Origin of the sequence: Desulfopila sp. IMCC35006 (assembly GCF_005116645.1) — a bacterium.
GTDB lineage: Bacteria > Desulfobacterota > Desulfobulbia > Desulfobulbales > Desulfocapsaceae > Desulforhopalus_A.
Genome location: NZ_SWCM01000006.1, coordinates 39427 through 66204, shown reverse-complemented (window position 1 = coordinate 66204; position 26778 = coordinate 39427). Strand labels below are relative to the sequence as shown.

Genomic DNA, 26778 nt, shown 5'->3' with positions numbered 1-26778 from the left:
GCTCTATTTATACTGCATATTGTACAGCATTTCATATTCACCCTTCTGACTGATGAGCGAATCATGCGTTCCCTGCTCGACTATCACGCCGTCTTTGATGACGATGATCCGGTCGGCATTTTTGATAGTCGACAGGCGATGGGCGATAACCAGGGTGGTCCGGTCCTTCATCAGGTTTTCCAGGGCCTTCTGCACCTCTCGCTCCGACTCGGTGTCCAGGGCAGAGGTCGCTTCGTCGAGTATCAGGATCGGTGCGTTTTTCAACAGGGCCCTGGCAATGGAGATGCGTTGCCGTTGCCCGCCCGACAGACGGGCCCCACCCTCGCCGATCATGGTGTCAAATCCATCGGGAAGGGTCTGGATAAAGTCGTAGGCATGGGCCGCCCTGGCAGCTTCATGGATCTGCTCTTCCTGTGCCTGCTGGTCGCCATAGGCGATGTTGTTACGGACGGTGTCGTTGAAAAGGATGGTCTGCTGGGTGACCATGGCAATTTGATTTCTCAGCGATGCCATGGTGACATCACGGATATCGATGCCGTCTATCCTGATGCTTCCTTCTTTCAGATCGAGAAATCGGGGAATAAGGTTGGTAAGCGTCGTCTTGCCGCCGCCACTCGGTCCGACGATGGCCAGGGCTTCGCCGGCGGGGACGGTGAGATCTATATGTGACAGCACCGGCGTCGTATCGTCGTCGTAACAAAAGGTAATATTGCTGCATTCAATCCGGTTGGAAAAGGGCGGTAAGTCAATGGCATCTTTTTTATCCTGGATCTCCGGTTCAACGTCGAGGATGGCAAACACCCGGGTCGCCGCGGCCAGTCCCTGCTGGATGGTCGAGTTGATTTTGGTGACCCCTTTGACCGGCTCGTAAGCGGCAATAAGAGCGGTCAGAAAGGCAAAGAATGTTCCCGGGGTCATGTCGCCGCCGATAACCTCTTTGCCGCCAAACCAGATAATAAGGGCGATGGCACCGCCACCGATAAATTCCATCATGGGATGCTGCAGACAGCGGTATTTTGCATCCTTCATCGTCAGGACAAAGAGGCGGGTGACCTGGTGCAGAAACCGTTTTCCTTCATATTCTTCCTTGGTAAATGCCTTGACTATGCGACTGCCGGTGATGGTCTCATGCAGAATATTGGAGACAAGAGCCACCTCCTCCTGGGTCGAAGTGCTGAGTTTGCGAAACAGTTTACCAAATCTGGTTATTGGATAGGCGGCAATCGGCAAGACGATAAAAGTGATCATCGCCAGGCGCCAGTTCATGTAAAACACCACCCCGAGCAGGATGATTACCTGAAAAAAATCACGGACCGCACCGACCAGGGCATTCGATACCGCCTGCTGCAGCAGGGCGACATCGGAGATTATCCGGGACATCAGCGTGCCGGTAGGCATCGCATTGAAAAAAGACAGCGATTGTTTGTGAATATGGTTGAAGATGTTGACCCGAAAATCACGAATGACCGATTGTCCGACCTGTTCGAGCAGGATGGAATAAAGGTAGTAGACCACGCCTTTGAGGAAAAAAATGGCCAGAAGAACCAGGGGCAGGAGTTTTAAGTAGAAAGTGTTCTGGTCGATAAATATTTTATCGAGAACATCTTTGACCAGCCATGTCTGCGCACCAGTTCCGGCAGAAACACAGACCATGGCCACCATGGCCACGAAGAGTTTTGCCTGATATGGTTTTATCACGTGATAGAGTCGTTTGAGAATTTCTTTATTGGTCATGGGGAATTTTCGATATGTGAAAAAAATTATAGGCTGCCTGCCGCGCGCGGCATGGAACCGGCGAAGCCGTCATCTAAAAAAATATCTGTCGGAGAGATCTTTTCACCCTGGTATAGCCGGTTTTGCTCCAGAGGCGATGGAAGAGGCTGAACCATTGCTCCGGGTGCTGGCGGACGAAAGGTTCGTAGAGCTGGATGCAGCGTGTCGAGATATCGTTAATATTTTCTTCGTTGATTGCCGAATATTCGGGCAGATCGACGGTATCAAAGTCAATATGCAACTCGCCATCCTGCATATAATAGACGCTCGTCATGACCGGTGCCCCCGAGCGCAGATGCAGCAGTGCCGATCCTTTGGCGCAGGCCAGGGGCTGGTTGAAAAACTTGACGCTGGTGCCGGTGCCGGTATAACTCTGGTCCAGGCTGACGATAAGCAACCTGTTTTTCGCCAGCGCCTCCTGATAAACCGTCATACCCTCATAGCTGCTCAGCTGTTCGAGGCTGCTGCCGAAATGTCGCCGCTGACGCACGAAAAATTCATCGGAAAGGGGATTGCTCTGTTTCTTGTAAATAAGGCTTGTCGGCAGACCGGTGAGATTGAACCAGGCAAAATAGGCTTCAAACCAGCTGGCATGGATGGTGGTGAGAATAACACCTTTACCCTGACCGAGAGCATGGTCAAGTTTCTCCCGTCCGGTGATCCTGGCGTTTTTTACCAGCCTGGTGAGACTTTTCCGATGAAGGATGAACACCAGACCGAAGGTTCGGGTGAATTGCAGGTAGACTCGGCGCAATAAGCGGATTTTTGCCGGATGGTCCATCTCGGGGAAAACCGTCGACAGATTCTTATAGGCAACCTTGATCCGGAATGGAAACACCACCCAGGCCACATAGCCGACAGCGCTACAGAGAAAAAGAATCACCGGTACAGGCAGGAGATTAATGAAAAAAATGGTGCTTCGAAGTATAGTATATTCTAATTTGTGTTTTATATTCATGAGTAAGAGCAGGACATCGTTGGAATCTGAATGGCGATACAGTTTCATGCAAAAATCTTGTAAACTACACCACTCGCCAGGGGAATAAAAGCAGTTTCTGAGGGTGCGTCCGTTGTGTGGGGGTTTAATGTTCTGCATCTATCATAATACTCATAACCTTTCTGAGCAGGGTTGCTGTTTGGTGCGCAAAAGTTGCTTATCTTGAAGAAATTATTATATTTTCGCAAAGCAATAGCGAAACGGGATTAACCCCGGATAACGGGAATAAAGTCGTTTTTTCATTTTTACAAGGAGGGTGTATGAGTATTATTCATGAAATTAAAAAAGTTGTAACCCCGGTTGATTTCTCCGATAATTCCAAATTGATCGCGGAATCGGCCGGATATCTCGCCGGGAAATTCGGTGCATCGATGTATCTGGTGTTTATTGTGCAGAACTTCGAGGATTATTCCGGATTTTTTGTGCCTCAGATGACCTTGCCGACCCTGGAAGGTGAACTTGCCGAGAGCGCGGAAGTAAAAATGGCCTCCTTTTGCGGCGAAATGGTCGATTACTGCAAAAAGGCCGGGGTGAAGGAGCTGAATTACAAGGTCTTTATGGGTGATGTCGGTGAAAAAATTGTCGAATATGCCAATGAAATCGAGGCTGATCTCATCGTCATGGGTACCCATGGGTATAAAGGACTTGAAAAAATCATGTTCGGATCTGTTGCCGACAAAGTTGTCCGTGCCGCCAACTGTCCGGTTATGACCATCAATCCCTACACCTGCTGTAAATAAGTCGGTGGCTTCCTGGTTCCCGCGCGGTGCACGGGAACCGGCCCTACCCGATCACCCCACCACAATGAGCAGGCCGTTATTCGCCTCGCCATTGGTGGCTCCGCCGATCAGCGACGAGCAGCTTATCTCTTGCAGAAGATAACAGGTGACTGGAATCCTGCCGAATCGCCGGGCCGGAAAAACAGTTTCAAGTGCTTTATTCCATGACGCGGTTAATGATTGTAAGGCGGTGCTTGCGGCATCAAATTCTTTTGTGTGGACCAGCCTGGCGAAGAGCTCTTCAATCTGCACGGCAAGGTCCCTGTTTTTCTCCCGGAACGCGACGACCGCCTGGCAGGCCTCTTCGCCGGTAAAGCCGATAAGACCGGGAAGCTCTAGACCGGCTAAAAGCGTTGCGGTCGCGCCGGTTTTCTTCTCGTATGCTTCCAGCATTAAATCCCCGCCATCCTGGCTGGTGGTCAGAAAAATTTCACATCCCTGCATCTCGCTTGCAAGAAAGAGCGTCTTCCAGCCGTTGAATCGCTTCCTGATATTTCCCGAATGGGCAGCGCTCAGATGGCGCTCGACCTGATTGAGTTCGGCGAAAGGACTGTCTTCCATTTCGTCTTCCTCCAGCGCGTCACTGTCACCATGCAGCTGTTGAAAAAGGGCAGCCTGCTCATCATCGACGGTCGCCAGGTTGCGGGCGATTTCTTCTTCTTCCCGGTCGAGGATTTCGCCTATTGCCAGAACCAGTCGCGCCTGCCAGAGTTTCTCCTCTGCTCCGGTCTGCAGTTTTTTCTTTTGCAGTTCGTCGGGATGCTGCAGAGAAGAGATAATCGCCCGCTCCGAGTCATCATCGGCAGAGCTGACAGCCGTATGGGAGGCTAAAATCAGGGAACTCAACTGGGCGGCATAGTCGTCTTTGCGGCTGCTGATGTCGGCAATCAAGCGGACGAACCGTTTTCGATTCTCGCCGAGGGGACAGGGAGTATGTTCTTGACAGAATCCCGATTTAATGAAACTATCTGTGGATTCTTTGCTGGAGTCGGCAGGATCTTCCTCCACCGGCTTGATGAGGTGGATTTTTGGAAAGAGCAGAAATAGAGGATACTGGCGTATCGAGTAGAGGGCCGTTCCCGGGAAATAAAGGGTATTGAGTGAGTTCATATGCAGAGTATTAAAGAAAAAGTTTCGTTTTATCTGTCAGCCGTATGCTATCTGCTGTTTAATCTGCGTCTGGGAGCCGATGCCCTGGCCACCGTAAAAGCCACGGGCTGGCAGATCGTTCAGACTGCGCCATATGTTGCCGGTATAACCTACGTCATTATTGCCCTTTTGCAATATATGGCCGACGGCGAAAAGCTGCCATGGGACAGGCGGTTGCGGTTGTTCTTTGCGCTTGGCATCATGGCCGGGCTGTTCTACGGCATATATGAATACGCCGGAGTGGATGTCGGCAGGCCATAATACCTGGACTGAACCGCTCTGTCACCCGGTAAATGGCTGAAGTTGTCGTTGTTCCTTCTGCTGGTTTATTATCTATGTTCTACCTCCATGTCTCCAACCGTACCGAAAATCTGCTTCGCCATATGGCCGAAGTCATCTTGGCGGACAAGCAGGCGAACCTCTTTGCCACGGAGCTGTTTCTTATCCAGAGCCAGGGCATGGAACGGATGGTTGGCCAGAGCCTGGCCGATGTGTTCCGTTCTTTTTGTAATTTTAAATTTTTCCTGCCTCTTGATTTCCTCACTTTTGTCGCAGACAGACTGGGGCTTGCCATAAGTCCCGACGGCTTCCAGCGCCAGATCCTTACCTGGCGAGTCGATGGATTGCTGCGGGATCTTTCCGGTGCGCAGTACCAGCCGCTCCTCGGCTATCTTGCCGGGGAAAATAGTGAGCTAAAGCGATTTCAGCTGGCCCGGCGTCTGGCCAATATTTTTGATCAGTATCAGATAATGCGGCCGGAAATGCTGCGAGCGTGGGAGCGTGGCGTCCAGGTCGCCGCACAGCCGGCCGAAGAATGGCAGATGGATCTGTGGCGCAGGCTGCTGGCCCAATCCGGGGGAGAGGTACACCGCGGCATGCAGTTTACCCAGGTGGTTGACCGGCTCGACAGGGCACGGGATCTTGGCGATTGTCTGCCGAAGCGAGTCTCGGTAATCGGGCTGCATACGTTTCCGCCGATGTATCTCAACTACCTGAACAGCCTGGCCAGTCATATGGATGTTCATCTGTTTCTCCTTTCCCCATGCCGTAATTACTGGGGTAACGTCCAGAGCCGCAGGACACAGTTTAGAGACCGCATCAGCAAGAATGGCGATGTCCGGGCCCTTGCAGGCGTGCAGGAGGAACACCATCCGCTTCTTGCCTCTCTTGGCAGCCAGGGACGCGACCTGCAGAACATGATGCTGGAAAATGCCCGTTTTGCCCTCGAGTTTGCAAGCTATGACGATCCCCTTGCCGGTAAAGAGTATGCCGCGGGGACACTGCTGCAGCGGCTCCAGGCCGATCTGCTCGACGGCTTTCTGCCCGTTGGCGCCCATGCCGCGGCACCAGTCCCAGGTGATGATTCTATTCAGGTGGTTTCCTGCCATGCAAAGCTGAGGGAGATAACCGTTCTAAAAGACCAGCTGCTGCATCTACTGCACCAGGATGGCAGCCTGGAATTACGGGACATCATCGTTATGGCCCCGGATATCCAGGAATATGCGCCGCTGATCCCGGCAGTTTTTGCCGACATCCAGCACTCCATCGCCGATCGCAGCCTGCGGCGACGCAATGCAGTGCTTGCCGCATTTTTAAGTTTTCTTGACCTGTTTATGGGCAGGTTCGGCTGGAGCGAACTGCTCGATCTGCTGCGCCGGCCGGTAATTTTTCCACAGTTTCAGCTCAACGCAGAAGATCTCGAAATGCTGCAGCAGTGGGTAACGGCCGCGGGAATCCGCTGGGGTCTGTCCGGCGCACAACGGGGTGAGGCGGGACTGCCGGAATTTGCCGAAACCAGCTGGCAGGCAGGCCTTGAACGGATGCTTATGGGGTTTGCCATTGACAGCTACGATTTTGTCGACGGGGTGCTGCCATTTACCGATATTGAAGGAAAAGGCGCATCCGCCCTGGGCGGCCTTTGTCAATTTGTCGAGGTTGTTACGAAAGCGCGGCTTGATTTTCAGCAGACCCGTCTGCTTGGCGAATGGTCGGAGAAGCTGCAGCACATTGTGCAGCAGCTCTTTGGCGAGGAGTATGAGCAGGAGTTGATGGAGCTGCGCAGCCTTATTGCGGAGCTGTCCGGGCCAATCACCCTTTTTCATTCCGAACGGGTCGGCTTCACGGTGATTCGTGAATGGTTCAATCAATCGGCCAAAGAGAGTCGCTCCAGCAGCGGGTTTCTCCGTGGTCAGCTCACTTTCTGTTCGATGTTGCCCATGCGTTCGATACCCTTTAAAGTGGTCTGTCTTATTGGGCTCTGTGACGGTGTGTTTCCGAAAACGGACAGATATGACACCTTCGATCTCATGGGGACCGATTTTCGACCGGGTGACCGTTCGCCGCGCGCCGATGATCGGTACCAGTTTCTTGAGGCGCTGCTGGCGGCGCGATCACATCTCTATCTTAGCTATATCGGCCAATCGATCAAAACCAATGAAGAAATCCCGCCGTCAGTTGTGGTGACTGAGTTTCTTGAAGTCCTGGAAAACGGCTACGGCGTGAAAGATATAGTTGTCCGGCACCCGCTCCATCCTTTCAGCAGCAGATATTTCGACCAGCAGAGCGATTGGAAAATGTTCAGCTATGACAGTTATTACTGTAAAACGGCAGCGGCCCTGCGACAGGGAGCGCCTCCACCCGCAGCCTGGTGGCAGGGCCGGCGGGATGAAACGAGTGATACGGTAATCTTCTCGGATTTGCTGCGGTTTTATGCCAATCCACAGAAATTTTTCATTAAGGATTGTCTGGGAATCCGCTTGGATACGGGAGAGGATCTGCCGGATGACCGGGAGATGTTTGCGGTGACCGGGCTTGATAAGTATGCTGTCGAAGAAGAAATGGTCCGGCTGGCGCTTGCTGGGACTGCAGGGGATGTCTGCAAAAAAATTCAGAGTCGGGGGCAATGGCCCCTTGGCACCTCCGGAGAGCTGGCATTTGTCGAAAAACAGCGAAGCATCGAAGAATTTATCGGCAGGGTGCAGGCGCAGAAGATGGGTGGAAAGTGCTGTGATCTGCCGCTTGATTTGACTGTCGGCAGCTACCGCCTTCTTGGCACGCTCACCAATGTCTATGAAAGGGGAGTGGTACTGGTTCGGTTTGGCAAGCTGCGCGGTCGCGATCTTCTGTCGGGCTGGCTGCATCACCTGGTGCTCAATCGCCTTCAGCCGATGGCCGAAACGAGGATTGTCGCCGAGGAGAGTAGTATCTGTTTCAAGGCTGAGGATATAAGCCAGCGCCGGCCTGATCTTGACAGCTTGCTCGACGGTTTTGCCGAGGGGTGCCGTGAACCATCGCTGCTGTATATCGAGCCGGCCTTTGTCTACGCCCGGCAGCAGGCAAATCCTAAGGCTTATATACCGCCAATCGATAAGGCCCGGCAGCTGCTTGTGCAGAGTCTTGAAAAAGGCTATGAACCGGAATGGCAGCTCCTGCTTGGCGCTCAAGGGGAGAAAGTCATCCTGGGTAATGCATTTGAGCAACTCTGTCAGGAAATAATGTGTCCGGTCTGGGGAGCAGCAGATGCAGGATGATTACCAGATATTCGATGCTGCCAGACTTGACTTAACAAAGGGAATCAATCTGGTTGAGGCAAGTGCGGGGACCGGCAAGACCTATGCCATCGGCATGCTGGTGTTGCGGGCGGTGGTGGAGCTGCGTCAGCCTATCGACAGGATTCTGATTGTCACCTTCACCAAAGCCGCTACCGAGGAGTTGAAAACCCGCATCCGGGCCCGACTGGTGGAAGCCAGGGATCTGCTCAGCGGAAAACGGGCAATGGACGCAGGGAAAATTGATCGGACCCTGCTCGACTGGGCTGCGACAATTGACGATGCCCAGGCGGCGGTCGATGTCCTGCAGCTTGCCCTCTATGATATCGACCGGGCGGGAATTTTTACCATCCATGGGTTTTGTCAGCGCATGCTGGTGGAGCAGGCACTTGAGAGCGGGCAGCTCTTTGATGTCGAATTGCTCGCCGATATAGATCATGTGCGCGGTGAAGTGGCCGATGACTTCTGGCGCAAACATATCTACCCGCTTGACCCCTTACCCTGTGCGCTTCTTACCGGCTGCTTTGGTGCGCCGGAAAATTTGCTGGCCAGTGTCAGCGCCGTCTTTGGTGACAATGGTGTGATTGAGCCCAAGGTAGGCCTTGTTGATGAGGTGCTGGCCGAGCTTAAAACGGCAATGGCGAGAATGGCCGCCTGGTGGTCTGAATACCAGGGCAGCTTGCATGCGTGTTTTGCTGGCGCTTTAGCCGAAGGAAATTTCAAGAAGCCATTTGGCGATGGTTTCGCGTCGTGGTATCAGTCGCTTACCTCTTTCTTTGCAGGGACCACGGACCGGATTCCGGACAACCTCCATCTGCTCGATCGGCAGGAACTCGCCGGTGAGCTGAATGGCACCAAGATCCGCGGCGATGTAAAAAAACAGGCCTATCTGGCCGACTGGCCCCTGCCGGAGTATGAGATTGCCGCACTTATAACGGCAATCAACATGCTGCTGCTCACTTTCCGCGTCAAACTCGCCGAAGAGCTGCGATCGGAAGTAAGCCGCCGGCTTCTGCAGCAGGGGAATATGGGGTTTAACGACCTGATTATCGGTCTGTCGGCCGCTTTGCAAGGCGAGGAGGGACGCTCGCTGCAACAGCTCCTCAGCGAACGGTATTCGGTCGCCCTGATCGATGAATTCCAGGATACCGATAGTGAGCAGTGGCATATTTTTTCCACTCTTTTCGGGGGGAAAAACCATTATCTCTATTTGATCGGGGATCCTAAGCAGGCGATATACAAATTCCGCGGCGCGGATATCCATTCATATTTTCTGGCCAGGGAATCGGCAGGGATCTTGCTGACCCTTAATAAAAACTATCGCTCGCACCCTTTTCTAGTCACAGAGATAAACCGGCTCTTTGGATCGAGAAACAGGCCGTTCTTTTTTCCCGAGGAAACCCTTGATTATCATCCGATAACTGCGGCGAAAAAAGAAGGAGAGCTTGATCTGCTGCAGGATGGCAAATCCCTGGCCGGTATGGTTTACTGTACGCTTGTCCCTGATCCAAATGAGAAAACCGGCAGGTGGAGCTCCGCTAAAGCGGCGGCGGTATTGCGCGGGTTCATCGTTGCCGAACTGGGCCGGCTGCTTGATCCGATGTGTCCCGTCCTGCTGCAGTCTGCCGCCCAGGGCTCGCCGCCACGGCCACTGGCGCCGGAGGATATCGCCATTCTGGTCCGCAGCAACAGACAGGCGGAGGAATACCGGCAGGCACTGGCCGAGGCGACGATACCGGCGGTGGTCGGCAGCAGGCAGTCGGTCTTTAAAACCAGCGAATGCCAGGAAATGCTGCTGTTGCTCCAGGCCATCGCAGCACCCGGCGAAACGGCACGGTTGAAGTCGGCGATGACTGTCTCGTGGTTTGGCCTGACCGGCAACCGTCTCTATCGATTGTGGCAGGATGAACAGCAATTGAGCAACTATTACAACCGGTTTATGCAGTACAATCAGTGCTGGCAGGAGCAGGGCTTTCTGCCCATGATGAACAGGTTCCTGATCGAGGAAGAGGTGCTGCCCACCCTTGCCGCCGGGCGGCTGGCCGAAAGGACTATCGCCAATATTCAGCACCTGCTTGAATTAATTCAGGAACAGGAAAATCTGGAAAATATGGGCATGGCCCAGCTTCTCCAGTGGCTGCACCGGATGAGCCGCGATGACCGGACGGGTGAGAACACGGAACTGTTGCTGGAAAGCGACGAACAGGCGGTGCGCATTGTGACGATGCACAGCGCCAAGGGACTGGAGTATCCGGTGATTTTCTGTCCTTATCTCTGGTATTCAGGCAGCCGGATACAGGCAGAGAAATTTCAGATTCGCTGCCATGACGCCGCCCACCAGCTGGTTATCGATCTCGGTTCCGACCAGTTTGCGGCCCGTCGCGAGCAGGCGGCTCAAGAAGAGATGGCTGAAGATCTGCGGCTGCTCTACGTTGCCCTGACCAGGGCGCAGATCCGCTGTTATACCGCCTGGGCCGATGTCAAGCCATCCGGAATGGTCGGCGATTCCTGTTTGTCGGCCCTGGGGTACCTGCTTTTTCCGGACGGCTCGACCGGGTATCAGGCGCAACAGCAAAAATTCGTTTCGCTCGCTGAAGACAGGGCGGTACAGCACCATATCATTGACATCAATCAGCCGATTCTCATTCAGCCGAAGATTGTCCGGACACAGGACCTGCGTCCAATGCCCCCCTCCGGACGTTCCCTGTATACCGACTGGCAGCTGTCGAGCTTTTCGGCACTGGCATCGATCAGCGAATACGACCATGAAGAGGGCCCGGAGAAGGGCGCGGCTACGGTGGGAGTTCTGCCTGGGACTGTTGCGGTTACCGGCCTTCCTGCCGGTCCGAATTTTGGTAATGTCGTTCACGATCTGCTGGAATCTTTGTCGTTTTCGGCAATTGCCGGGCAAAGAGAGCAGAAAATACTGGAGGAACTTCTCAGGCAGAAATGTGCCCGTTATGGGGTGGAAGCCGCGCCGGAAGCCATGCAGAAGTTGCTCGAGCTGGTAGTCACCACGCCGCTTGCCGAAAAGAGCTTTTGTCTGGCCATGCTTACCGAGAGTCAGTGTCTGAAAGAGATGGGTTTTTATTTCCATCTCAGCCGCCTGGCAACTGAGCAGATCAACAGCATCCTGGCCGATGAGTCGACGGTCGCCCCTCTTGGTCATAAGGAAATGCGGGGGTATCTCACCGGTTTTGTCGACCTTATTGGCGAGTATGCAGGCAAATATTATATTTTCGATTATAAAACAAACTATCTTGGCGACTTGAGAACCGATTACGCCGCCGATAAGCTGGTCGCCGCCATGCAGTCGCACAATTATGGACTGCAGTACTGGATTTACACCCTCGTGCTGCACCGCCATCTCCAGAACCTGTTGCCGGATTATCGTTATGACCTCCATTTCGGCGGAGTGATGTATCTGTTTGTTCGGGGCATGTCGCCGGAAATTCCAGGAAGCGGGGTGTATTATACCATTCCTGACTACGATAGGCTGCTGGCGCTGGATCAGGCGATAGGAGGAGAGGAAGATGAGCAGGCCGGAATTTAATCTTCTCGATATGCATTTTTCCAGGTTCCTGGCCGATCGATCCCGGTTGGGCGGGGCTGACAAAGACAGGTTTCTGCATTTGGTCAGCACCCTCAGTGGGGCGTATGATGCCGGACACGCCTGTCTGCCTGTCAGCCAGAGTGATGCACTGTTTCTGCAGGACATCCCCCTCGTATCGGACGGCGGGCAAACGCCGCTGGTCCTGCACAACCGCCGGTTGTATCTGCACCGGTATTATCACTATGAAAAACGACTTGCCGGACAGCTCAGCGCCCTGGCGGCGACAAACGTATCGCTGGATGTACCGGAAAATCTATTCGAGAGGCATTTTACGTCTGACGGAGCGGGCACCGACTGGCAGAAAGAGGCGGCCAGGATCGCCTTACGCAAGACACCGACGATCATTTGCGGCGGTCCCGGGACCGGCAAGACCACCACGGTGGTAAAAATTCTCGCCCTGCTGCTGCAGGTGACCGGTCGAAAGCTGGATATAGCCCTCGCCGCTCCCACCGGCAAGGCTGCCATGCGGCTCAGCGAATCCATCGGCAGCAGTCTTGACCGGATGCAGCTGCCGGATGAGATCGCCCGCTTTCTACCGACCCAGGCGACAACCCTGCACCGTTTGCTTGGCTACCGGCGACATTCGCCGCAGTTTCGCCATAACCGGCAAAACCCGATGGGCTGGGACGTGGTGGTGGTTGATGAGGCGTCAATGGTCGACCTGGCGCTGATGAGCAAGCTTGTCGATGCCCTGAAGCCTGGCGCCAGGGTGGTGCTCCTCGGGGACAAAGATCAGCTTGCTTCGGTTGAATCCGGTGCGGTGCTGGGCGATCTTATAAAAAGCCTGCCGGAAAACAGTGTTGAACTGCAGAAAACCTACCGTTTCGACGACAACATTAAACAGCTGGCCGCAAGTATTAACAGGGGTGACAGTGCCACCGCCTGGGCGCTGCTGGCGGAATCGGCAGCCGCGAACATTGCCGTGCTGCAAACGGATTTAATCGAATATATCGGCCAGCAGTATGCACAATTTATGACAGAGGTGGCTCGGAATCCCCGGCCAGCAGTGAAAGATCTCTTTATCGCATTTAACCGTTTCCAGGTTCTTTGCGCAGTCCATTTCGGCGCCCGGGGAGTTGACGGGCTTAATCGCCGGATCGAGCTGGCGCTTGCCCGCAGGGGGTTTTCCTGCCGCTCGGAGAGCTGGTATCCGGGCAGGCCGGTGCTTATAACCAGAAATGACTACAGTCTTGATCTTTTCAATGGTGATATCGGTATTTGTTTACCCGATTCGGCGAATGGCTCTGTTCAGGTCTGGTTCGAAAGATCGGCTGGCGGCGTCAGGAGTTATTCGCCTTATCGCCTGCCTCCCTGTGAAACAGTCTTTGCCATGACCATCCACAAAAGCCAGGGATCGGAATTTGATGAAGTGGTGGTGGTCCTGCCGGAAGCAGACAACCGAATTCTGAGCCGGGAACTGATCTATACCGCTGTCACCCGGGCGAAAAAATCGGTGAAGCTTGTTACCGATCAACAGGTTTTCAAGCAGGCCTTGTCGCGAAACATTGAGCGTTGCAGCGGGCTGGTCGATCTGCTCCGCGAACAGTCATCGAGAGTGCCGTGATGGTTTGCGACAAAACTAGAAATTGTTCCATGGAAGAGGGATTTCGCCGGCGATGAATCAAGGCTGTGATAAAAAAAAATACCGTGGGTTATTTGTCGTCGACCTGGACGGGACGTTGTTGAACTCGGATCGGCAGATCGCGCGGGAAGATCTGCATGCCCTTGCCCGGTTGCGGGAGAAGGAATATCTCGTTGCCATTGCCACGGGAAGGTCCAATTATTCTTTTGATCAGTTGCTGGCACATCTCGGAGACTCAGGGCCCGCAAGTTCGCTGCCCGTCGATTATGTTGTTTTTTCAACGGGGGCCGGGGTCATGGACTTTCCCGGCAAAAGACTTTTGAAAAGTTTCTCCCTCTGTCCGGAGGACGTGCGTTTTACCGCCGAATATCTGACACGGTCCGGTCTTGACTATATGATCCACAGGCCGGTACCCGATACGCGTTATTTTCTCTATAGCGTCAATGGGGGGAGTAACCCTGACTTCCACACGCGACTGAAAATGTATCGTAAGTTTGCCACCTGTCTCACTCCTGGAGATCTCGACAGCTTTGGCGGAGCGACTCAAGTTCTCTGTATAGTTCCAGCCCGCACCGGACATCAGGTCGCAGCGGAAATTGCCGGAGCCCTCAAGCAGTGCAGTGTCATTAAGGCCACCTCCCCGCTGGATGGTCAATCTGTCTGGGTTGAAATCTTCGCTCCCACCGTTTCAAAGAGCAAGGGGGTCAAGTGGCTCGCCGACACCCTTGGTCTTGCGCAACATACTATCTGTGCCGTTGGTAATGACTATAATGACCAGGATCTTCTGCGCTATGCCGGACGGAGCTTTATTGTTGCAAACGGTCCGCCGTCCTTGAAAGCTCATTTTGAGGGGGTAGCCTCCAATAATAATGGTGGCGTTGGCGAAGCTGCTGCGCGGTGGCTGCTGTCGCTTGAGCCGTAAAATGGAGTAACAAAAAGTGGCGAAGATATCCATTAAAATATCCGGCCAGACTAGTGTGTAGAATGCCGGCGAGCGCAACTGGCTCTGTTAAATGCGGCATCTTATGCAGAGCTATTGTTAATTTCCCTGATGTGGAACAAGAATTCATCTTTACAGAAAATAGCCGAGGTGACATATTGCGATCCGACGCGTTGTTTCGCGAAATGACATCGGTATGACAGGTTCAATGTCATCCGATGATGTCTCGACGGGGATGAATAGATAGCTTTGTTGCTCTTGACGTCTGGAGGAGGCCGGTATGGTTCGAGTGGGAGGAGTTCGAAATAGGTGTCGTACCGATGATGCACTCGCCGTGTTGTCGATTCTTTTTTTTGTTCTCTTCTTTGCCTCCCTGAGCCTGGCGTCGGACCAACCGGTATCTTCCGCAGGAATGGTCCGGATGGAAATTTTTGGGAAGGTTCTTAACTCGCACAATATCGGCGTCGGCGATGCCAAAATCCAGATTCTGCTGGATGGAACCCCGTTGAAAATAGCTGGCGGAAAACAGCATGGTGATGGCGACGATAGCCTCAATACCGAGAGGGACGGCAGCTACCAGGTCCGGTTCTGGTTGCAGGCCGGGTTATTGACGAGCGAAAGCACATTGCAGATTACCGCCTATAAGCCGAGTTTTACCAAGAACAGCTATGAGATCAAACGGCACGAGCTGACCCGGGATGGCGAGAACTTCCTTGGCCTTGCCGATATCAAGATTGCCCGCACCACCGGGCCCGCCTTCTGGATCGCAACAGTCGTTTTTGTCCTGGCTTATATCCTGATCTCATTTGAGCTGCTGCATCGAACCATGGCTGCCATGCTCGGCGCGTCCATTATGCTGGTGATTTCCTACACCTTCGGCACGATGAATCCCGAATATCATATCCTTTCCTACGAAAGCGCCATCAAGGCCATCGATATGAATGTCATCTTCCTGTTGATGGGTATGATGATCATCGTCGGTATTCTAAAACATACCGGGCTTTTTCAGTGGTGTGCTTATAAGTGCTACCAGCTGGCCCGCGGCAATGTCTACATGCTGGCTATTATCCTTATGGGTTTTACCGCTTTCGCCTCGGCTTTTCTCGATAATGTAACCACCATGCTTCTGCTCACCCCGGTGACAATCGAGATCGCCGTCTCGCTGGGGATTACCCCGCTGGCCCTGCTTATCCCCGAGATTCTCGCCTCCAATATCGGTGGTACGGCTACTCTCATCGGCGATCCACCTAATATCATGATCGGCTCCTTTGCCAATCTGACGTTTGTGCAATTTGCTGAAAATCTCGCCCCGGTCTGTGTCATGGTTATGGTTTTGCTGTTCGTATTTTCCAAATATCTCTTTGGTAAAGAATATAATAAAGCCAAGGTTGACGACATTCAGCAGTTCATTATCGAGCTGCGCGAGGAATATAAAATCACCGATGCAACCCTGCTCGGCGTTGGCCTGGTTATCATGGGAATCGTTGTCGCGCTTTTTCTCACCCACGGTATCTGGCATATGGAGGTCAGTATCGCCGCTCTCTTCGGGGCGTCGCTGCTCTTTACCTTTGGCCTTCTGACCAAAAAAGTAGATATGCTGGAGTTGATTGAAAAGGATATCGAATGGGCGACTCTGCTGTTTTTCATGTTTTTGTTCATCCTGGTTGGTGGTGTTGAGGAAACCGGACTGCTCGATATTATCGCCGACGGGGTGCTGTATCTCGCCCACGGTAATCTCATTGTCTCCATCTGCCTGATCCTTTGGGTGTCGGCTATCATGAGCGCCTTTGTCGACAACATTCCGTTTACCGCCACCATGCTGCCGATTGTCGCCTATTTAACCCAGGTGATTCCTGGCGCGGAGTCCGGAGTATTATGGTGGGCACTGGCCTTTGGCGCCTGTTTTGGCGGCAATGGGACGATGATAGGTGCCAGCGCCAATGTCGTCACCTTGGGCATTGCCGAGTCGGCCGGCTACCCGATACAATTTTTCCAGTTCATGAAGATAGCCTTTCCGTTCATGCTGCTCAGTGTTGTTGTGGCTAATGTCTGGCTGTTGCTCGCCTATTAAGGTTGGATAACGAAGGAGTCCGTTCATGAGAAAGCGTATCCCCGCTCTTACCCGTCTGCTTCTGCCGGTAAAAGATTATGAGCTGTTCAAAAACATCCTGCCCCTCGTTGAACTGGTGTCGAGTACGATGGACGACAAACTGGAGAAGGTTGATCTGCTGCATGTAGTCGGCGGCTCATTTATGAGCACCCACCTGCGCAACATCGATTTTCGTGCTGACCGCGTTCTCTCATCAGAGCTCATGCAGCGACTGCGCGAAAAACACTACCAGGAATTTGTCAACCCGCTGCTGTCCCAGATCCAGGAACTCTTGCAGAAGAGTGGCGTTGGTCTTAGGGCTAAGGTTCGTATAGAAGATGGTGATCCGGTGAAAAAAATCACCGCGATCTGTGAGAAAGAGGAATATTCAACTTTGGTTTTGAGCCGCAGAAAAGGGGAGGAAGATAGTTTTTTCATGGGAACGGTCATCACCGGGATCATGAACCGGCATATCAGCGCCAGTCTCTATCTTGTCGGGGAAGAAGGTCCTGCGCCAGGGGTATCTCCTGCGGCTCGAGTGATGATCGGCATCGACGGTTCATCGACCTGTCTGCGCGCAGTCCATGAGGCTGCGGCAATACTCGGCAGAGCAGTTGCGCAGATCGAACAGGTTTTCCTTGTCAACGTTATTGATCCCTCCGGGTTTTATGACAAGAGCGGTCTTGATAACCAGCAGCGAAGCATAACCGGTTACAAATATATGCAGGAAGCAGAAGATATCCTGGTCGGGGAGGGGGTGGAGAAGATAAAAATAGTTTCCACCGTCCTCTTTGGTAAACCTGGTAAGATTTTGAAAGAACATGCGCAGACTCTCGGGGCGACAATGTGCTATGTCGGCCGAAGGGATCGATCGAAAATCGCCGAGGTCCTGCTTGGTTCGGTAAGCAGTGATTTTGTCAATCGCTGCCGGGAAAGAACGATAGTGCTGGTGAGTTGATGGTGCAATCCGGATGGTCCGCTGATCCGGATATCATCCAGCAGCTTGAAATTTGTATAAATCAACATAAACATATGGAACAGGGATGGAACTGTACGGCTTTACGGCAGAATTGCTGTTTTTTTTATTTTTAACCGCTTTTGTGGCCGGCTTTATTGACACTCTTGCCGGTGGCGGTGGGTTGATAGTACTCCCTGCCTTAATGATGAGTGGGTTACCACCGTTGTCAGCATTAGGTACCAATAAATTGCAGGGGACTGTGGGAACCGCTACGGCTACCTATATGATGCTGAAAAACAGCAGGGTCAAATGGCTTGATGTAAAGTTTCTCATGCTTTCAGCTTTTATCGGTGCGGTATTGGGTACAATAGCCGTCCAATTTCTCAATACAGAGGTTTTGAGTCTGATAATACCTGCTGTCCTGCTGCTGATTGCCGTTTATTTCCTCATATCACCCCAGCCTGTCAATATAAACACCCAGCCAAGACTGTCCAAAGAGATATATCAGAAGTTCATCGTCCCTTCAATAGGCTGGTATGATGGCATGTTTGGCCCGGGAACCGGTTCATTTTTTGCGCTGGCGGGGGTGTCTCTTCGAGGCCATGGTTTAATTGATGCCACGGCCGTTGCCAAAACTCTTAATTTCTCCACAAATATTGCCTCTTTGTGCATTTTTTTATGGGCTGGAAAAGTTGTCTGGCTTGTCGGTATTGTCATGATGGTTGGACAATTTGTCGGCGCCTGGGGCGGCTCACACTGTTTGTTGAGAATGGATGCTAAATATTTAAGATTCTTTGTTGTAGTCATGTGCCTGGGAATGCTGGCAAAATATGCTTTTTCCAAAGGTTGGCTTGGTTGATTTTGAATGAGCGCGCCTGGAGTAGTGTTGTTTTTATGACGCTGCGGAGAAATATTTGGCCTGAACCTGTCCTTTTCCGGCAATAAAAGGTTAATAAATGTTCGAGAGTTTTTGTTAGTTCGGGTACTATGGTGCACTAATGTCAAAATTGTATTTTTCAGATTAATTCTTAACTGGGTTATGCGATGAACGAAAAAGAGCTGCAGAAGCAATTACAGACGAAGGTGAAGAAAAAACTCGAACCGCTTTTTGCCCGATATAAAATGGACTTTGGCGGGATTGATGCAGCCTTGAAATGGAAACCGATCGTGCTCATTATCGGCAACTATTCATCGGGCAAATCAACTCTTATAAATGAGCTAGTGGGGCAGCATATTCAGCGCACCGGCCAGGCTCCAACCGATGACTCCTTTACCATCATCACCTCCGATCCCGGCATCAACAATGTAGAGACTCCCGGCTCGACCCTGGTCAACGATGAGAGGCTGCCTTTTCAGCATTTCCGGGGCTTTGGCGAAAAACTGATTTCTCACATCTGCATGAAGCAGGTCGTCAGCCCGGTGTTGGAAAATATGGCCATTATCGACAGCCCCGGCATGATTGACGCCACCAGCGAAAATGATCGAGGATACGATTACATGAAGGTGCTTGGCGAGTTTGCCAAGATTGCCGACCTTATTGTGCTGATGTTCGATTCGCATAAGACCGGGACCATCAAGGAATCCTACGATACCATTCGACACACGCTGCCAGAGAAATCGGGGGAACATCGGATTGTTTTCGTCATGAGCAGGATTGACGAGTGCGATAGTCTGAGCGATTTTACCCGTTCTTACGGCACGCTCTGTTGGAATATGTCACAGATGACCGGGCGCAAGGACATTCCCCATATTTACCTGACCTACGCGCCGTCGGCCGTCGACCCGAACACCGTGGCTGAAGGCTGGCCTCAGGAGCGCGACGAGCTCATCGAAAAAATTAAAAGGGCACCGGGATTTCGTATTGGTCATATCCTGGAGGATATCGACCGCCAGGTAAACGAAGTGCAGATTGTCGCTGAAGCTGTCAGTGAATTTCTCAATCGAGCGACGAGGGTTTTCTGGAAATATGCCAAAATAACTGTCAGTGTTGCAATATTGCTCTTTTTCTTTGGCGATGTTGTCCTGAATGCCATATTCTCATTTCCCGATACCACTCTGATCACCTCGATCAGAAATAGTCAGTTTTCTCTGGGCAACCTGATCATCCCCTGCGCGCTTGCCGCGCTCACTCTGCTCATCGGATCGTTTGGCTATAGCAAGATCGCCTTCAAGAAGCAGCGTAAAAAAGCGATGCTCAACGGGGCGGATCTTGTCCTGCTCAACAATGATTACCGCAAAAATCTTTGGCGAAAAATGGAAACAAAGGTCAAAGAAAACCTGCAGGATCTGAAGGTCAAAGACCTGTGGAGTGGTTATGGTAGAGGAATGGCCAAGATTCAATACTTTTTGAACAATGATCTCAAGAAATATTACGAGAAGATTGTAACCTGACAGATTTCGTCCGGGCTGTGTGATTGGGTCGACAGATGGAATGTGTCCATTTATCGGCCCATTTTTTTTGTGGTCTGCTTTGTTCGGTTGTTCCTGAAACGGTAGATGCGGTATCAGGAGTCTTATTGGTGAGATTTGTCCGGGAAATATGATGCAGACAGATATGGAAAAAACAAACGATGCACTCATTCTTGAGTTGGATGCGCTGCGAACCAGGGTTGAAGAAGTTGCCGTATTGCAGGCAAAAATGACGAGTCTGGAAGACAAATACGCCGATCTGAAAAAGAATTACGATGATCTTAACAGAGATTTCGAGCTGGAGTCCAGGCAGCATAATAAGATCAAAAAAGCGTTGTTGATGCTGAATTTGATTGTTGAGCGGAGTCCGGTTATTTTATTTCGCCGACCGGCAGGAGACCGGCTGCATCTTGAATATATCTCAGAGAATTTGCGGCAATTCGGCTATGAGCCTGAAGACTTTCTTTCCGGCCGTCTTTCTTTTCGTGATATTGTCCATCCCGATGACCGGGACAGAATCAGAGATGAGATCAGTCAGTATGCGAGTGCTGATGTCGAGGAATATGCACAGATATATAGATGTCTGACCAAAACCGGCGAGATACGGTGGGTTGAAGACCAGACATCGGTTGTCCGCAATGAAGCAGGTGAGAAAACCCATAATCAGGGTATCCTGATTGATATCACCAACCGAAAACTGGCGGAGGATGCCCTGCGCAAGAGCGAGGAAAAATTCCGTCGCATTGTCGAAACGGCAACGGAGGGTTTTTTTCTCATGGACGAGAAATTTCTTATCGTTGATGTCAATAATGCCAGCTGCAGGATGCTGGGCTATGGGCGGGAGGAGATGATCGGAAAAATGCCGCTCGATTTTTTCACCGACCAGTTCCGGCAATTTATGACCTCCCATAGAGAAATACTGCAGGCCAAGGAGTCGCGCGAGACGGAAGGGGTCGTAGTCACCAGGGACGGACGACATATCCCGGTACTGATTCATGGCAATACCCTGCGAAACGATAAAGGCCAGGTCATCGGCAATATGGCCTTTATTACCGACATGACAGAACATAAGAAAGCCTTGGTACTTGCCGGGGAAGTTCAGAAAAGTTTACTTCCTCACGACAAACCCCATGTGCAAGGGTTTGATATTGCTGGACGAAATATTTCTTGCGATGAAATCGGCGGTGATTATTACGATTTTTTCTGGCGGCGCGAGTCAAAAAGTGGCCCGTTCAGTGTGGTGGTCGGCGATATCTCCGGTCATGGCGTGGATTCGGCTCTGTTGATGACCGCGGCCAGGGCCTTTCTGCGGATGAGGGCATCGCAGCCGGGAACTATTGCCGAAGTGATTACCGCCATGAATCACCATCTGGCCCAGGATGTTCTTGAGACGGGGCGGTTTATGACGCTTTTCTATCTGAATCTTGATCCGGAACAGAAATGCCTTTCCTGGGTTCGTGCAGGTCATGACCCTGCACTGTTCTATGATCCGGCAAAAGATGTATTTGAAGAACTGAAAGGCAGTGGCATTGCGCTTGGCGTCACAGAGAGTTACGCATACAGCGAAAACCGGAAAGACGGTTTAACGAGCGGCCAGATCATTACCATTGGCACAGACGGTATCTGGGAGGCGTTAAATCGGCGGGGTGAAATGTTCGGCAAAAATCGTTTACGCGACATTATCCGCAGAAAAGCAGACAGGGCTGCCGGCGATATCCTTGATGCGGTGTATGAAGAACTGCATCAGTTTACATTGGGGCAAAAGTCCGAGGACGATATTACCCTTGTAGTGATAAAAAATAACGAATTTGAGTAGATACCGAGACACGTTCGAGATGTCTTCATCGGCTCGTACAATTTTCCAGCCGGCTGCCAGAGGACCACGGTCTATGAAAAAGAACCACACCAAGCTGCTCAGAATCAAAAGTACCTTGAAAGAGCTGGTAAAAATATATGGACTCGCTTTTTTCATTGCCTGCCTGATCATAGTGGGTGCCTATCAGTTTGTCGCTCCGGCACCGCCGAAGACGCTGACTATTGCCACGGCCGGCGCCGATGGGGCATATTTTGCCTTTGCGCAGCAATATCGAAAACTTTTTGCCAGACAAAACATTGATCTGCAGATTATTGAGACATCAGGATCGGTGGAAAATCTCAAACTTCTTGCCGAGAAAAAGGTTGAGGTGGCCTTTTTGCAGGGTGGAATAGGCACAGAGCAGGAGTATCCCGGGTTGAGAGGGCTGGCGAGTTTATACCTGGAGCCTCTATGGATATTTGTTAAAAAAGACCTCGAAGTGGGCAACATGCATGATCTTGTCGGCAAGCGTGTTGCAATAGGGCCTGAAGGAAGCGGCACGCGGCACGTCGTCATGCAGATGCTGCATGACAATAATTTATCCGGATCAGGAAAATTAACCATCCTGCCGCTCAGTGGAAAGGAGGGTGCAAAGGAGCTTCTCGCGCACAACATCGATGCGCTTTTTGTGGTTACCAGGGCCGGTACACCTCTACTCCGTGAACTTCTGCTTGATCCGCGCGTACAACTGGTTAACCTCGTGCGCGCTGAAGCCTATACCCGTCTGCATACCTATCTTTCCCATATTGTTTTGCCGGAAGGGGTTCTCGATATGGAACGCAACATTCCTGCCCGCGACATTCATCTTGTCGCCCCGGCTGCAACTCTGGTCGCCAATGATGTGCTGCATCCAGCGTTGACGGATCTGTTGATGCAGGTGACCGCAGCCGTACATAAGGATACGACGATTCTGACTGCGGGACAGGAATTTCCGTCGCCGGAAAAGGTCGACCTTCCACTCAATAAGGAAGCCGAACGTTTTTATCGCAACGGGCCGCCGTTTCTGCAGCGATATCTGCCGTTCTGGGCCGCGTCCCTCGTCGATCGGCTCAAGGTAATGCTTCTGCCGCTGGTGGCCCTTATCCTTCCTCTGACCAAGGTCCTGCCGCCCACGTACCGCTGGCGCATGCGTTCCCGGATCTATCGCTGGTACGATGAACTGCATGAGCTTGACCGGCAGGCGAGGGAAACCGCTGGTAAGAGCGGTATTGCCTCAGCCATAGCCGGCCTTGATGCAATAGAGAACGATGTGCGGCAGGTGGCGGTGCCGCTTTCCTATTCCGACGAGCTGTACAACCTGCGATTGCATATTGAAATGCTGCGCAACCAGCTGAGTCGACAGGCAGAAATTGATCCCGGCGCGTGAGCCGCATCAAAATGTGACTTTTTCCGCTTCTCCCAGCAGCCCGGCAAATTCCTGCGCCCACTCCAGTCCGCCAACTGACTCGGCAAGAAGAACCGCCATATGCTTTGGCTCTATATGCATATCTTTATTACGCCCAAGCCCTGAGATGCACGACGGACAATTCGTAGCCATAATTGTTGACTCTGTTCCGGTTTTGGCGGCACCAATCGCTTGCCGTTTCCGCTGCAGCATGGCATAGGAAATATCCGGTCTGGAGATGGCAAGGGTGCCGGCTTCGGAGCAGCAGTTGGCAACGCCGGTTACCGATGTATAGAGTCTGCCGAGCAGGCTTTTTCCTTCACCGTTGAAGGAGTCATGGCACGGGGTATGATAGAGTATGGGTTCCACTCGTTTGGTGCCGTATTGGGGGGGGCCATTCTCCAGGACAAACTGGGATACATCCTCGATACGGCAACCAAATATTTCCGCACAGCCCATTTCGTGCAGAGACTCACGACAGGTCCCGCAGCTGATGAGAAATGCATCAAAATTCAGGTGCCCGAGCATTTCCCTGATCTGACTGAGAATGATCGTATCGCGGAGCGATATCTGTCCGGCCATTTTCTTTTTGGCATTAACTTTGGCCGGAAAACCGCAGCAGAGGTAGGGGGGCGGCAGGATGACTCTGATGTTGTTTTTCAGCAGCAGGTAGATCGAAGCCATCCCTATATCGCCATACAGCCGTTCCGAGCCGCACCCTGGAAAATAGAAGACGGTTTTGCTGATTTCCCCCTGCGGCCGAATCTTCAACGCTTCGCGTTCGGTGCACCGGGGCAGCATAGAGGTCAGGGTAAAAGGTGATGCCGGTGTCATTGGCGATTTCAGCAGATGCAACGGCTGCCAGTCTTTTTCACTGATCGAGGCCGGTGCTTTTTGCAGGGCTTTGACCGCAAGGCGCTGCAGGGAGCCGCCCCACCCTAAAACTGCTTTTCGGAAAACACTATTCACCGTTTCATTTCTGTTCTGCAGATACAACAGGGAGAGCCTGGTGGCCGGTGCGGTATGTTTATAACCGAGATCGCTGAGGATTTCGCGCTCCAGCAGGGAAACCTCTGCGGTGTCGATGTCGACCGGACAGGGGGTGAGGCATTTCCGGCACATGGTGCAGTGGTCGGCAATCTCTTCAAGGTTTTTCAGCTGGTTAAAACGCGGCAGGTGGGAACGCTGCATGTCGTACAACAGGGCCTCGATCAACGAACCGATAACCATGTTCTTGTTTCTCGGGTGAAAAAAGATATTGCTTCCCGGATGATACACACAGCAGACCGGCATGCACTTACCGCAGCGAATACATTTCGAAATCATCGATGACAGTGCGGCCAGAGAGCCGTGCTGCAGTATTTTTGCCTCCAGCTCGAGCAGATTGAAGGAAGGGGTGAAAACCTTGTCGATGATGGCTGGATCGCACAACATTCCCGGATTCATAATATTATCGGGATCGACTTTTTTCCGGTAGGCGGTCAATTCTGCCAACCGGTTTTCTTCCAGAAACTTCATCTTTGTGATGCCGATGCCGTGCTCGCCGCTGACTACGCCGCCGAGTTCGACTGCTTTGGCCATCACATCCTCGGCGGTTTTTTCCGCCCGCTTCATCATCTCGCGGTCATTGGAGAAGACCGGAATGTTCACATGGATATTGCCGTCACCCGCGTGCATATGGGTGGCGATGATTATCCGTTTAGCACGGATTTCGCGGTGGATGGTCTCGATGTTGCGGCTGACCATTTCATACCCGCTGAACAGTTCCAGCAGTTCAGCCATCAATTTTTTGATTGAAGCCTCGTGCCGAACCGATTCGATGGTGCGCAAAGAAAGCTCCGTTATGGTCTCTCTGCAGAGTTCCTCGGCTTTGGGGATCTTCGCCTCGAGCCAGTCCGGATCCTCTATCGGCTCGGCAGTTTTCAGGTATTGACTGATAGCACGGATGAACTGTTCCTTGTTGTAGATATCTTCTTCAATATTGTATTCATCGACAAAGCGGGCGAATTCGGCAAGGCCGTGCAGCGGCAGGACAATATCTTCATTAAGTTTAAAGGCGTTTGTCCGGGCGGAGATCGCTCCCAGCCGCTTGCGATCACGCCAGAAACGAGCCGCCTCATCGGCATCCTGCGCCGTAAATAATTCGGTGTTTTTGTAAGGGATGAGGAGTTCTTCCAACCTTTTTTTGCCGCGTAATACCTGTTCGGAGGTGTGGCCCACCATGTCGATTAACAGAACGGCTTTCGGGTGACTGCTTCTTGCCGCCTTAAATTTATATTTGATGGCCCGGATATACTCCTCGTCAAAGTGCTCCAGGGCCATCAGGGCCTCCTGGCCTTCATTGGTAAATTCTTCGGATATTTCGACGATAACCCGACTGGCTTCATCCATATCGGCGCCGAAAAATTCAAGGCAGAAGGTTATCTTCTTTTCATATTCCCGGTGCAGGACAAATGTTCCTGAAGTGATAACGCCATCGGTTCCCTCTTTCTGAAAGCCGGGAAGCCCCAGTAAGGCCTTATTGGTGATATCTTTCCATAAGCCTTTTTTGCGGATATCGGTTCCGGCCAGGGTAACTTCGCGGAGAATCTTATGGTGGTGGTCCAGTACCTGAAAACAGACACTGTCATCGGGAAGAATTTTACGCATCGGATGCTTGACGCGCTGTACCGTGAGAAGACCCTGCCCCGGCATAGCTATGGTATACGAGAGGATATTGTCGATGGCCGTTCCCCAGAGTACGGCCGTTTTTCCCCCGGCGTTCTCGGCAATATTGCCGCCGATGGTTGACGCCCAGGCGCTGGTCGGATCGGTGGCAAAAACCAGATTTTTGGCTGCGGCATGGGCCATGGCATCCGAGGTTACCACGCCAGCCTCAACATGAAGAACCGGAATTCTGGTACCCTCGCCCAGGTGCGGGAAGTCTCGGTATTCAATCTCGCCTATTCCGGTCAGTCTCTCGGTGTTGATGATGACGCAGTTGCCGGTTACCGGAACGGCGCCGCCGGTCAGACCGGTCCCACCGCCGCGGGGAATTATTTTCAGGCCCAGTTCACCGATTGTTTTTATGAGAGCGGGCACCTGGTCTTCACTGGTCGGTCTGACGACGGCGACCGGCAGGAAGAGCCGCCAATCGGTGGCATCCGTGGCGTGGCTGATGAGGGTGAAAGGGTCGAAACGGATATTTTCTCTGCCGACGATCGCGCCCAGTTTTTTTTGGATATGTTGACGTTGACCGGCGGCTTCGGTAATTTCTTCTTTCAGTTCCCCGAGACGCTCGTGACACAGGCGGACGAGACGGAGCACTTTGGCGCTTCGTTCTGTTCCTACTCTGCCTATTTTGGCCGCCTCTTCAATGACGGTCAGGTCTTCCTCCGCGGTTTGGAGAAATTTTTGTCTCCGGGTTGAGGAGTCGATAAGTTCCTGATACAGAAAAGGGTTGCGCCTGAGAATAAAGAGATCGCCCATAAAACGCATGACCAGTCTTGCTGACCGCCCGCTGATACGCTGGCTTCGCAATTCTTCAAGGTCGTCCCAGACTTCGGGGCCAAAGAGCAGGTTGATGATCAGCTTGTCGTCTGCCGAGGTGAAATTATAGGGGATTTCACGATAAATATTTTTGTTCATTTTGGAGGTGTTCTTGGCACGATAAATTTATCCCGTCGATCGGGGTGGATTGGGCAGAGAAGTGATGGTATAGCA

Annotated in this window: 16 protein-coding genes; 12 read left to right on the top strand and 4 right to left on the bottom strand. The window is 52.2% G+C overall.

Annotated elements, in window-relative coordinates; genetic code table 11:
- Positions 1-3: 3 nt before the first annotated feature.
- Together msbA and FCL47_RS11730 are read right to left on the bottom strand one after the other, a co-directional pair.
- Positions 4-1734 carry a lipid A export permease/ATP-binding protein MsbA gene (gene msbA, locus FCL47_RS11735; RefSeq protein ID WP_136813707.1) on the bottom strand — a complete coding sequence of 577 codons (1731 nt, stop codon included), beginning with the start codon at positions 1732-1734 and terminating at the stop codon, positions 4-6.
- A gap of 73 nt (positions 1735-1807) precedes the next feature.
- Positions 1808-2779 carry a lysophospholipid acyltransferase family protein gene (locus tag FCL47_RS11730; RefSeq protein ID WP_167496471.1) on the bottom strand — a complete coding sequence of 324 codons (972 nt, stop codon included), beginning with the start codon at positions 2777-2779 and terminating at the stop codon, positions 1808-1810.
- A gap of 251 nt (positions 2780-3030) precedes the next feature.
- Between FCL47_RS11730 and FCL47_RS11725 the strand changes: the two genes are divergently transcribed.
- Positions 3031-3510 (top strand): universal stress protein, encoded by a 480-nt coding sequence (locus tag FCL47_RS11725; protein ID WP_136813705.1) that lies wholly within the window; start codon positions 3031-3033, stop codon positions 3508-3510.
- Positions 3511-3561: 51 nt separating this feature from the next.
- Here FCL47_RS11725 and FCL47_RS11720 read toward each other — a convergent pair whose 3' ends face one another.
- The gene (locus FCL47_RS11720; RefSeq protein WP_136813704.1) at positions 3562-4659 is read right to left on the bottom strand and encodes a hypothetical protein; all 1098 of its coding nucleotides are present in this window, start codon (positions 4657-4659) and stop codon (positions 3562-3564) included.
- On the opposite strand from FCL47_RS11720, the gene FCL47_RS11715 reads away from it, so the two are divergent.
- The 11 genes from FCL47_RS11715 (at position 4660) to FCL47_RS11665 (ending at position 23058) form a co-directional block, all read left to right on the top strand.
- Positions 4660-4959: a hypothetical protein gene (locus FCL47_RS11715; RefSeq protein WP_136813703.1), complete on the top strand. Its 300-nt coding sequence runs from the start codon at positions 4660-4662 to the stop codon at positions 4957-4959.
- A 32-nt stretch (positions 4960-4991) separates the two neighbouring features.
- Complete coding sequence (recC, locus tag FCL47_RS11710) at positions 4992-8228, top strand: exodeoxyribonuclease V subunit gamma (RefSeq protein ID WP_136813702.1); 3237 nt, start codon at positions 4992-4994, stop codon at positions 8226-8228.
- Positions 8218-11799, top strand: a complete 3582-nt coding sequence (recB, locus tag FCL47_RS11705) for an exodeoxyribonuclease V subunit beta (protein ID WP_136813701.1) — start codon at positions 8218-8220, stop codon at positions 11797-11799. The genes recC and recB overlap by 11 nt, the downstream gene beginning before the upstream one ends.
- Entirely contained in the window at positions 11780-13423 is a 1644-nt protein-coding gene (recD, locus tag FCL47_RS11700) for an exodeoxyribonuclease V subunit alpha (RefSeq protein ID WP_136813700.1), read from the top strand. Before recB ends, recD begins: the two co-directional genes overlap by 20 nt.
- 52 nt (positions 13424-13475) lie before the next feature.
- Positions 13476-14363 (top strand): HAD family hydrolase, encoded by an 888-nt coding sequence (locus FCL47_RS11695; RefSeq protein ID WP_136813699.1) that lies wholly within the window; start codon positions 13476-13478, stop codon positions 14361-14363.
- Between the two features lie 298 nt (positions 14364-14661).
- Positions 14662-16452 carry an SLC13 family permease gene (locus FCL47_RS11690; protein WP_136813698.1) on the top strand — a complete coding sequence of 597 codons (1791 nt, stop codon included), beginning with the start codon at positions 14662-14664 and terminating at the stop codon, positions 16450-16452.
- Between the two features lie 25 nt (positions 16453-16477).
- Complete coding sequence (locus FCL47_RS11685) at positions 16478-17428, top strand: universal stress protein (protein ID WP_136813697.1); 951 nt, start codon at positions 16478-16480, stop codon at positions 17426-17428.
- Between the two features lie 85 nt (positions 17429-17513).
- On the top strand, positions 17514-18287 hold the full coding sequence (locus FCL47_RS11680) for a TSUP family transporter (protein ID WP_136813696.1): 774 nt from the start codon (positions 17514-17516) through the stop codon (positions 18285-18287).
- 185 nt (positions 18288-18472) lie between these two features.
- A complete protein-coding gene (locus FCL47_RS11675) occupies positions 18473-19819 on the top strand; it encodes a dynamin family protein (RefSeq protein ID WP_136813695.1) in 1347 nt (448 codons plus the stop codon).
- 163 nt (positions 19820-19982) lie between these two features.
- The gene (locus FCL47_RS11670; protein ID WP_167496470.1) at positions 19983-21653 is read left to right on the top strand and encodes a SpoIIE family protein phosphatase; all 1671 of its coding nucleotides are present in this window, start codon (positions 19983-19985) and stop codon (positions 21651-21653) included.
- A gap of 73 nt (positions 21654-21726) precedes the next feature.
- Complete coding sequence (locus FCL47_RS11665; RefSeq protein ID WP_167496469.1) at positions 21727-23058, top strand: TAXI family TRAP transporter solute-binding subunit; 1332 nt, start codon at positions 21727-21729, stop codon at positions 23056-23058.
- Between the two features lie 6 nt (positions 23059-23064).
- Here the strand turns inward: FCL47_RS11665 and FCL47_RS11660 are convergent, their stop codons facing one another.
- Entirely contained in the window at positions 23065-26703 is a 3639-nt protein-coding gene (locus tag FCL47_RS11660; protein WP_136813692.1) for a DUF3683 domain-containing protein, read from the bottom strand.
- Between the last annotated feature and the right edge of the window lie 75 nt (positions 26704-26778).

Bases quoted from the DNA above. Each gene is read 5' to 3' on its own strand.
- recB (WP_136813701.1), top strand. From the start codon at position 8,218: ATGCAGGATGATTACCAGATATTCGATGCTGCCAGACTTGACTTAACA.
- FCL47_RS11665 (WP_167496469.1), top strand. From the start codon at position 21,727: ATGAAAAAGAACCACACCAAGCTGCTCAGAATCAAAAGTACCTTGAAA.
- recD (WP_136813700.1), top strand. From the start codon at position 11,780: ATGAGCAGGCCGGAATTTAATCTTCTCGATATGCATTTTTCCAGGTTC.
- FCL47_RS11725 (WP_136813705.1), top strand. From the start codon at position 3,031: ATGAGTATTATTCATGAAATTAAAAAAGTTGTAACCCCGGTTGATTTC.
- FCL47_RS11670 (WP_167496470.1), top strand. From the start codon at position 19,983: ATGGAAAAAACAAACGATGCACTCATTCTTGAGTTGGATGCGCTGCGA.
- msbA (WP_136813707.1), bottom strand. From the start codon at position 1,734: ATGACCAATAAAGAAATTCTCAAACGACTCTATCACGTGATAAAACCA.
- FCL47_RS11695 (WP_136813699.1), top strand. From the start codon at position 13,476: ATGAATCAAGGCTGTGATAAAAAAAAATACCGTGGGTTATTTGTCGTC.
- FCL47_RS11675 (WP_136813695.1), top strand. From the start codon at position 18,473: ATGAACGAAAAAGAGCTGCAGAAGCAATTACAGACGAAGGTGAAGAAA.
- FCL47_RS11730 (WP_167496471.1), bottom strand. From the start codon at position 2,779: ATGAAACTGTATCGCCATTCAGATTCCAACGATGTCCTGCTCTTACTC.
- FCL47_RS11660 (WP_136813692.1), bottom strand. From the start codon at position 26,703: ATGAACAAAAATATTTATCGTGAAATCCCCTATAATTTCACCTCGGCA.
- FCL47_RS11720 (WP_136813704.1), bottom strand. From the start codon at position 4,659: ATGAACTCACTCAATACCCTTTATTTCCCGGGAACGGCCCTCTACTCG.
- FCL47_RS11715 (WP_136813703.1), top strand. From the start codon at position 4,660: ATGCAGAGTATTAAAGAAAAAGTTTCGTTTTATCTGTCAGCCGTATGC.
- FCL47_RS11680 (WP_136813696.1), top strand. From the start codon at position 17,514: ATGGAACTGTACGGCTTTACGGCAGAATTGCTGTTTTTTTTATTTTTA.
- recC (WP_136813702.1), top strand. From the start codon at position 4,992: ATGGCTGAAGTTGTCGTTGTTCCTTCTGCTGGTTTATTATCTATGTTC.
- FCL47_RS11690 (WP_136813698.1), top strand. From the start codon at position 14,662: ATGGTTCGAGTGGGAGGAGTTCGAAATAGGTGTCGTACCGATGATGCA.
- FCL47_RS11685 (WP_136813697.1), top strand. From the start codon at position 16,478: ATGAGAAAGCGTATCCCCGCTCTTACCCGTCTGCTTCTGCCGGTAAAA.